Below are 6,872 nucleotides of genomic sequence, written 5' to 3' on the forward strand. Positions count from 1 at the left end.
CAGATTGTCTGTACTTATCTGATTTTTAAAGAACTTCAAAGCGCTGGGCTTTTGCAGCTGATTCGCTCAGTGCGTCACAGCGGAAACGTATTTTAATGATTTTCACCACCGGGTCAACACTTTTTTCTAAAAAATTTTAACTTTTTTCTAACACCATCAAATAAACACGATATATATGCCGTTTGTCAGGCAAAATATTTTTGCCTCACACATTCCCCTAATCACAACTTTACATACATTTCTGTCAATTATGTCTGTTTATCAGCAAAACAGCCACGGACTATACTCCCGAAATTTACTCCCGACCTGGCATTACCACCCCATCCCAGTACCAGATAAAGGAAAAAACCACATAAAAGAGCAGGACCGCCCTTTCCCAAGGCCAGAGCCGCCATCATAAATGCCATCACAACTGCCATCAAAATGCATCAGGCGGCAGCTGACTTGCGTCAGCTGCCGCCTGATCGCCTGATATAGGCCAGATCAAAAGCGTCTTTTTCAGTATCTGCAAAGACCCGGCAGCCATATATGCTGCATAGCTGTTCTCATTCTTTCTGCATCTGAGGAGCAGGTATGGTCACAAGTACGTTGTTGCGACCAAGGCCTGAGTCCTGGACTTTCAGGAGCTGCAGATAACGGTATTGCCAGAGGCGGTCTCGTCTATCAGCACGTCTACCACAGAGTCGAGCTCTTTCATGGCTCCAGAGACACGAGCCTGAGCAAGTCGCGTAGCAAAAGGCACCTGCTCTCGAGCAGAACTGCAGCTGCCTGTGGCCAGACCTTTTCCACCAGCAGATGCCTCCCCTGCAGCTGCAGCTGTGCAGAACCATAAGCCTGACAATTCCGCGAGCAGCTCTGGGTGTGCCTCCAGTCATCAGCACTCATCATCATCCTGCCTGCCTCGTGTCCCCTCAACAGCTCAAGCTATGGCAAGTCCTGGCAGCAGCTGCTGCAGCAATCGTCTGCTGGTGAATCACCAATCTGGGTCTGTAATCCGCAACTGCTAAAACAAAAAGCCCCTGTGGGAAGCCGCCAATGGTGTGTGATATGCGACTGTCCCTGACAGGGGCTTAACATGGTAATGACCGGCCAGCCATGTCGGCCGACCGGAGTCTACAGTAATCGTATTACCTTGATTATCTGGATTATCTGGTGGCATCTGCCTGATACCTGCGCCGGTGCCACCTCTTCTTCCTTGTGTCTGTGTGAACAGTTTAAGAAATCTGAAATCAGAAAATCTCAAAGACATCAGCCTGGCATGGTGACCAGCATGTTGTCGCGGCCGTTATCAATGGTCTTGCTCTTGCGGGAGCTGTAAATAACGCTGTTCATTCCAGCGGTCTCGTCTATCAGCACGTCTACGCACTTTTCGAGATCCTTGAGATTGGTGATGCTGGTCATGGCCTCTACCTGAGTAGCAAAGCACTCACTGGCCTCACGGGCAGTATCGTCATGCTTTTTGCCGGCATCAGGATCGGTGGCTACGATATGGTTGGAAGCTACATAGTTGCCGTGACCCTCAGCAATGCGAATCATTACTGGAGCCTGATCCTCTCTGCAGCTGCACTCGCAGAAGATGAGCTTGTCCGGACCAATGGAGCTGGATATGTGATTTCCGGTAACAGTGTTGTTGTTTCCCTCAATGTGAATCAGACCATAGTCGTCTTCAATATTGTTGTTGTAGCCCTTCATTGGCTCCCATGGCTCGGGATCACGCAGCAGATGGTTGGAACCGATGAGGTTCTCGCAGCACTTGCCCGAGAGGATGACCATGCCTGAGTAGAAGGAGTGCAAACGGTTTGAGGTAATGGTTGAGCGTGATACGTTTTTGAAGTGAACGCTGCTGCGTCCGCGTGGGAAAACGTTGTTGCCGGTAACCAGCAGACCGCCGTGGTTCTCGGCGTAGATGGTATGGCCGTTGTAGCCGGCACCCATGAGGTTATTGGCAATTCTGGAGGCCTGACCGCACTTACGCAGCTCAACACAGCTGCCGCACTCGGCGATGAAGTTGTTGTCCACGCTCAGAGCATCAGCCTTGCAAATGGTCAGACCGTGCTCAAGGTAGATAAAGCCCATGTCTCTGAAGCAGAAAGAGTCATTGGCGCAGCCTATGTAAATACCGGTCTTGCCATTAAGATAGCTGTTCTCATCGATCTTGCCGTCCATTTCAGTAAAGTGCAGGCCGTCAATGCAGAAGCCAGAGAATTCAACAGAGCTGATACGTGGCATGCCTGCGCGCTTAACCAGGATTGCTGCTCCGGCTTCCGGTCCCTGGGTACGGTACTGCTCAGGGGTTACATTGAGATCAACCAGAATACGGCTTCCGCCTGGCCAGATGTCCTGATACTGCTCCAGTGCTGACTTCTCAGTATTGAATCTGATGGAGGAAGAGATGAATCCGTGGCCGCTGCCCTCAATGCGCAGATAGCTGATATCTACCAGAATCTGTGTCTTGAGGTGGTAGTCACCTGGTGGAATGTAGATGACGGCACCTGGCTTGCCTTCACTGCGGTCAAGACCATGCTCAGCACAGTTCTGACGCTGCTTTATGTGAGCAATGATGCTGTTGATGACGGCACCGATATCCTCATGGGCATTACCTTCCTGCCATCTGGTTACATCGTAGACATTGCTGTTCATAGAGTCAGCGCTGCCGGCACATACTGGTGACATGGGAATCTCCTGGAAAATCTGTTGCTGCTCCACCAGCAGCATCTGCGCTGATGCCCCGGCCATCGGCACCTTGATGCAGCACCTCTGTCTTAAGAACATGACAGAAGATGGCTGCTCAACTCTTACAGGTTGCCTTATGACGTTTCTATCCAGCTGCAGTATCAGAGACTGCGGCCAGGGGGGTCTGCATTTGTAGCAGGCTCACTCAGGACTGGTGGAGTCTGAAATTAGTTTTATGTGTTTCTTTACAGGGCTGTACCTTAAGGCGTCTGCTGCCAGGAACAGCCCTTTTTATGGCCTTACTGGTCCTGAGCCTGAGTGGTCTGTACTTGCTCAGACCTCTTGTCTTCGTGAGCCTGAGCTGCTCTCTTTGCCAGCTCATCCTTAATCCTGGCAAGGAATGGAGCGTCCAGCTTGAAGAAAGAAATCATGACAGCGCTCAGGAAGTAGCAGGCCATTGGCATCAGAGAGAACATGATGATGATGCCGCTCAGGGTAGCCTCATTCTGCTGAGGCTCATTGGCTACGTAACCGGTATAGGCAAGTATCCAGGCAACGATGGAGCCGGCAATGGCAAGGCCCATCTTGAGCATGAAGAGGTTGCCGGCAAAGGAGATACCGGTAAGACGCTTGCCCAGCTTGTACTCGCCGTAGTCATCGACGTCGGACATCATGCCCCATAGGATTGGGCCGGACTGAACGAGGTGCAGTACGTTGACGACGATGAAGACAGGCAGCAGTACGTACAAATTGGAAGGATCAATGAAGTAGAGCCACAGGGAAAGCACGCCGAGAATGATGTTGATGGCACGGAAGAGCTTAACCTTGTCAAAACGGTCGGTCAGCGGCTTGGCAATGACACTGCCGATCATGTTGCACAGCACGCCAAGAGTCATGAAGAAGGTGATGAAACCGGTACTGGCATGCATTACGTAAGTGGCATAGTAGATAGTGACTGCGCCACGGATAAAAGCAGGGAAGACGTTGACGAAAGTCAGCGAAATCATAAGCAGCCACTGGTCATTGCGAATGATGTGCTTGATGTCGCCCAGGATGCTGGAGTTGCTCTTTGGAGCCTTGACACGCTCCTTTACTGAGCCAAAGCAGTAGAAGAACATCACGGTAGCTACAGCACCCAGAATCATCATTGAGTACTGGAAGCCCTGAGCACGGTCGCCAGAACCCAGGTAATCAGATAAAGGCAGGATTGAGGAGGTTACGATCAGGGTGGCAAAGCCATTGAGGAAGAAGCGCCATGACAGGCAGCTCATGCGCTCGCGCTCATTTAGGGTAATGTTGCCCAGAATGGAGCAGTATGGAATGTTGATGCCAGTGTAAATCAGGGACATGACAAAGTATGTCAGATAGGCATATATCAGCTTGCCGTCAGGTCCGAGATCAGGAGTGGTGAACATGACCACAGCACCGATACCGAAAGGAGCAGCAAGATAAAGCAGGTATGGACGGAACTTTCCAAATCGGCTTTCAGTATGATCACAGATGGAGCCCATCACAGGATCAGTGAAAACGTCAAAAATGCGGATTACCAGGAAGAGGGTTGCCACTGCCTCAGGCTCAAGACCGAAGACATCGGTATAGAACCAGGTGAGGTACAGGGCCAGCATGCTCCAGACAATACAGGATCCGGCATCGCCCATGCCGTATCCCACTCTTTCATTGAGCCTGAGCTGCTCAAATGCTCGATTGTTCTGTGGAGAACTTAAAGAAACATCAGACATATTCTCATCCTTCAGAATAAGCACAGCAGAGCATTCCTACTGATATAAATGGGCTGCTATTTTAAGTACTTGATTCACGTTTTGTTGCATTGGCTGCATTATAAGAAACCGCTTATATACAATGTGTTATATGCATCACATGTATTTTCGTTACATAAAAATCCGATCGACTTCACACTTTTCAGTCAGTGCACGAAATAAGCTTTAACGGCAGTCCCGCTCCATGCCTGCAGGCCACACCATCCGCCCGGCCCGGCATCCGGTCTGCAAACTGCACACACGTCCCAAAGCGGACCCTGCAACAGCGCAGCACAATACAGACGACTTGTGCACAAGCCGTTTACAGGCAGCCAGCCTGCAGCTTTGAGGCGGTAAGCTCAGTCCTGAAACATGCAGATGCTGACTGCAGATACTGACTGCAGATGCTGACTGCAGATGCTAACTGCTGATGCTGACTGCAGATACTTTGTCTTGCTGGCCGCTTGCACACTGAGCATTGTGCTCTTACACCTGTTCTCTGGCCTGAAGCAACAGCATCAGGCTCTATGACTCTCGGAGGCCCGACTGGAAGAGCACTGGCCAGGCAAATAAAGCGCTGTCTGCAGCTGCTGCGGCCGTCGGTGGGAGATTTTGACGCAACTGACCAGGGAGGATTTATGGCTTCACTAAAGGATGTGGCTCTCAAGGCCGGAGTATCCACTGCAACCGTTTCACGTGTTATCAACAACCATCCCAACGTTTCATGGGAGACAAGGCGCATTGTGCACGCTGCCATGAATGAGCTGAGCTATCTGCCCAGCAAGAGCAGCATCAGTCTTGAGGGCAAACGTTCCGGTCTGCTCGGATGCATAGTGCCCAACCTGACCAATCCCCACTTCAGCGAGGCCATCATGATTCTGGAGCAGGAAGCCCGCTTCTATGGCATGGATATCATTGTCAAAACCCACCTGAACAATCCGGAAAAAGAAAGTTCTGCAGTGCGCTCCTTTATCGCCCTGGGCATCGAAGGTCTGTTCTGGGTACCTACAGAGAATGAAGGTGAGCTGGTCGATGAGCTCAGGCGCAGTGGCATTTTCACCGTGGTGATTACGCAGCGCTCCCGCTTCTTTAACTCCATACTGGTAGATTACCGTGATGGCATGCGTCAGGCGGCCATGCATTTAAGAGAGCAGGGGTGGAAGCGGGCTGGCTTTATCGGCCAGCGTAATGTTGATGAGGAGAAGTACACTGTTTTCAAAGATGCACTCTTTGATCTGAACAGCTGCTGCAGCCTCGACAACCGTACTGTGTTCTGGCTGCCCAAAGGCATAGCCGAGTCCATCTCACAGCATATACTGCTCAATAAAAGCAGCGGAGGTGACAGTTATGATGAATGCTGGCACCAGCATGGCGCAGTTGCAGCTGCAGGCGCTTATGATGCAGCTGTGCGCTCAGGAGGCAGCAATGGCGTGAGCTCAGATGCAGGTGATGCTCCTGCAGCTTCAGGCTCAGGCTATCGGCAGGGTACAGCTGACGAAGACGACGGCAGCGCCCAGGGGCTGGGGCACTATCTGCAGATGATAGTGGATCGGCTGATTGAGACCCGCAACGACGATGAACCTGTAGCTCTGTGGGTTTACAATGATGTCTGCGCCGTGGCGCTCGAGAAGGCCTGCCTCAAGTCAGGTCTGAAGATACCTGATGATGCAGGCATAATCAGCTTTGATAACACTTACCTGACTCAGCTGATGGACCTGAGCTCCATAGGGCAACCGGTCAGAGCCATTGCCCGCAAGGCCTACAGCCTGCTTGCGGATCAGAAGAGGTCAGTATCGGCTCGCAATAACATGAATGCAAATGACAACATTGAAGACCAGGTGGACTGTCTGGAGATCAAGCCCCAGCTCTTTGTCCGCAGCTCTACCATCAAAAGCTTATAAGGCACGGCAACAGAAACCGGGTGCGGAGATAAGAGCACTGCCTGCTCAGGTTTGGCTGGAGCTGAGCTGAGTGCCGTAGCGGCCAGCAGCGCTATGTCAGATGTATTGAGGCTCGCTGGGTGACCACCTGGCCGGCAGTCCGGCAGGCGGTGCTGGCCCTGCTGCAGGCGGTACTGGAAGCTCCATAGAGCGCAGTGTGGGAAGAACAGATAGGATGGGATGGGATGGGATGCTGTACGATGAGGTGAAGCGTAGGCGCAGGCGCAATGTTTGGATTCTTGAGCTGAGATGCCGGGTATGCTTTATATTCAGTAACAGAAAGTGTCAGGCTGGGCTCTGGATGGCTGCAGAGCAGCTGCTGCCCGGGTCGGGCTGGACCGCTGGGCCAGACCGGCCCGGATGAGGTGGGATTTTTGGGATGTGCAGATGCGACAAAGCCCGCTGAGTTTCTACTCAGCGGGCTTTGTCAGGAAAATTTAAGCCTGGCGATGACCTACTCTCACACAATCGTACGTTGCACTACCATCGGCGTTACTGCATT

Annotated in this window: 4 protein-coding genes; 1 reads left to right on the forward strand and 3 read right to left on the reverse strand. The window is 51.8% G+C overall.

Features of this window, described 5'->3' with window-relative positions:
• Window positions 1–619: 619 nt before the first annotated feature.
• The 3 genes from MXE41_RS13150 to MXE41_RS12705 all read right to left on the reverse strand — a co-directional run bounded on the left by MXE41_RS13150 (window position 620) and on the right by MXE41_RS12705 (window position 4,412).
• Window positions 620–742 (reverse strand): hypothetical protein, encoded by a 123-nt coding sequence (locus MXE41_RS13150; protein ID WP_281503614.1) that lies wholly within the window; start codon window positions 740–742, stop codon window positions 620–622.
• Window positions 743–1,248: 506 nt separating this feature from the next.
• Window positions 1,249–2,673, reverse strand: a complete 1,425-nt coding sequence (locus tag MXE41_RS12700; protein ID WP_247100820.1) for a NosD domain-containing protein — start codon at window positions 2,671–2,673, stop codon at window positions 1,249–1,251.
• A gap of 299 nt (window positions 2,674–2,972) precedes the next feature.
• On the reverse strand, window positions 2,973–4,412 hold the full coding sequence (locus MXE41_RS12705) for a glycoside-pentoside-hexuronide (GPH):cation symporter (RefSeq protein WP_247100822.1): 1,440 nt from the start codon (window positions 4,410–4,412) through the stop codon (window positions 2,973–2,975).
• A 656-nt stretch (window positions 4,413–5,068) separates the two neighbouring features.
• Here MXE41_RS12705 and MXE41_RS12710 point away from each other — a divergent pair.
• Window positions 5,069–6,331, forward strand: a complete 1,263-nt coding sequence (locus tag MXE41_RS12710) for a LacI family DNA-binding transcriptional regulator (protein ID WP_247100824.1) — start codon at window positions 5,069–5,071, stop codon at window positions 6,329–6,331.
• Window positions 6,332–6,872: the final 541 nt, after the last annotated feature.

It is taken from the genome of Anaerobiospirillum sp. NML120449 (assembly GCF_023051105.1).
In the GTDB taxonomy this organism is placed as follows: Bacteria; Pseudomonadota; Gammaproteobacteria; order Enterobacterales; family Succinivibrionaceae; genus Anaerobiospirillum.